The organism is Testudinibacter crocodili, assembly GCF_006228025.1.
Classification (GTDB): domain Bacteria; phylum Pseudomonadota; class Gammaproteobacteria; order Enterobacterales; family Pasteurellaceae; genus Chelonobacter.
Genome location: NZ_VDHF01000114.1, coordinates 1 through 2,013, shown reverse-complemented (window position 1 = coordinate 2,013; position 2,013 = coordinate 1). Strand labels below are relative to the sequence as shown.

At 45.3% G+C, this 2,013-nt stretch carries 1 protein-coding gene and 2 tRNA genes; 2 read left to right on the top strand and 1 reads right to left on the bottom strand.

The window, feature by feature from the left end; all coding sequences use genetic code 11:
- Positions 1-61: 61 nt before the first annotated feature.
- Positions 62-137, bottom strand: a tRNA-Val gene (locus FHQ23_RS11190).
- Positions 138-314: 177 nt separating this feature from the next.
- Between FHQ23_RS11190 and gltX the strand changes: the two genes are divergently transcribed.
- Both gltX and FHQ23_RS11180 read left to right on the top strand, forming a co-directional pair.
- Complete coding sequence (gene gltX, locus FHQ23_RS11185) at positions 315-1,760, top strand: glutamate--tRNA ligase (protein WP_139614394.1); 1,446 nt, start codon at positions 315-317, stop codon at positions 1,758-1,760.
- Between the two features lie 127 nt (positions 1,761-1,887).
- Positions 1,888-1,963, top strand: a tRNA-Ala gene (locus tag FHQ23_RS11180).
- Positions 1,964-2,013: the final 50 nt, after the last annotated feature.

The following is a 2,013-nucleotide window of genomic DNA, read 5'->3' as shown; positions in this document are numbered from 1 at the left end:
CAACTGAGCTAATCGCCCGCTAGGTCAAACTTATAACAACAAACAGACACTTACAAAAAAGTGGTGGGCGATACCGGTCTCGAACCAGTGACCCCCTCCTTGTAAGGGAGGTGCTCTCCCAACTGAGCTAATCGCCCATTTGTTGTGAGCGAGCATTATAATTGGTGCAGCCTTGCAGTCAACGGTTTTTTGTTTTTTTTGGGCTAATTGGCGTAAAAATAAACACATAAGGTTAATTTATTCTATCAATAGTCGTCAGTCATAGTACAATATGCAGTATTTTATTTTTAATATCGAATTTACAAGGTCAAGCAATGGATATTCAACCCCTATTCAATTTTAATCCTGATGTCAAAGTCAGAACCCGTTTCGCTCCTAGCCCAACCGGTTTTTTGCACGTTGGCGGCGCGCGTACCGCACTTTACTCTTGGCTGTATGCTCGCCACAATCAAGGCGAATTTGTATTGCGGATTGAAGACACCGATTTAGAACGTTCCACCCAAGCCGCAACTGATGCGATTTTGGAAGCGATGGAATGGCTGGATATGCACTGGGAGCATGGTCCTTATTATCAAACCAAACGCTTTGATCGTTATAATCAAGTGATCGACCAAATGCTGGAACAAGGCTTGGCATACCGTTGCTATTGTAGCAAAGCGAGATTAGAAACTTTGCGTGAACAGCAAGAGCAAAATAAAGAGAAGCCACGTTATGACCGCCACTGCCTGCATGATCATACTCATCAGCAAACTCAACCGCATGTGGTGCGTTTTAAAAATCCGACCGAAGGTTCAGTGATTTTTGAGGATGCGATCCGTGGCAGGATCGAGATCAGCAATCAAGAGCTGGACGATTTGATTATCCGCCGTACTGATGGCTCTCCAACCTATAATTTTTGTGTGGTGGTGGACGATTGGGATATGGGGATCACTCACGTTGTGCGCGGTGAAGATCACATCAACAATACCCCACGTCAAATCAATATCTTAAAAGCGTTAGGCGCCCCGGTGCCGGTATATGCGCACGTTTCGATGATTTTGGGCGAAGACGGGCAAAAGCTCTCCAAACGCCATGGCGCAGTCAGCGTGATGGAATATCGCGATAACGGCTATCTGCCGGAAGCGCTAAACAACTACCTAGTGCGTTTGGGCTGGGGGCACGGTGATCAGGAAGTATTTAGTCGTGAAGAAATGGTCGAGTTATTTAATTTGACCTCGGTCAGCCGTTCCGCCAGCTCGTTTAACCACGATAAATTATTATGGTTGAACCACCACTATATTCGTGAATTACCGGCGGAAAAAGTTGCTGGCTATCTGGCATGGCATATGCAAGATCAGCAAATTGACACCAGCAATGGCCCAAGTTTGGCAAGCGTGGTGCAAATGCTGGGTGAGCGTTGTAAAACCTTAAAAGAGATGGCTGCGGCAAGCCGTTATTTCTTTGAGGATTTTTCGCAATTTGAAGAAAGTGCGGTCAAAAAACATTTTAAAGCCGCTGCAATCGAACCGCTTAGCGTGGTGTTGCAAAAGCTGACCGCACTTGATGACTGGAATGCACAGGATATTCATCAAGCGATTGAACAAACCGCAACAGAATTAAACATCGGCATGGGTAAAGTGGGTATGCCGTTACGGGTTGCTGTGACCGGTAGTGGACAATCGCCATCGTTGGACGTGACATTGGTCGGCATCGGCAGAGAGCGCAGCTTGGTGCGAATTGAAAAAGCACTGGAGTTTATCCAAAACAAGTTATCAGCATAAACAACTGATTTAATTTTCGCCATTCGACGCCAAAATCGCAAAGAATTGCAGAAATCAGATTGACAGATCAAAGTGCGGTTATTAATATAGCCGCACTTTAATGACTCATCATTAAAACCATTCTTATGGGGATATAGCTCAGTTGGGAGAGCGCTTGCATGGCATGCAAGAGGTCGTCGGTTCGATCCCGTCTATCTCCACCAAACTAATTTTTGTACAATCCATCATTCCAATATTAGGCATAGTAGACAAA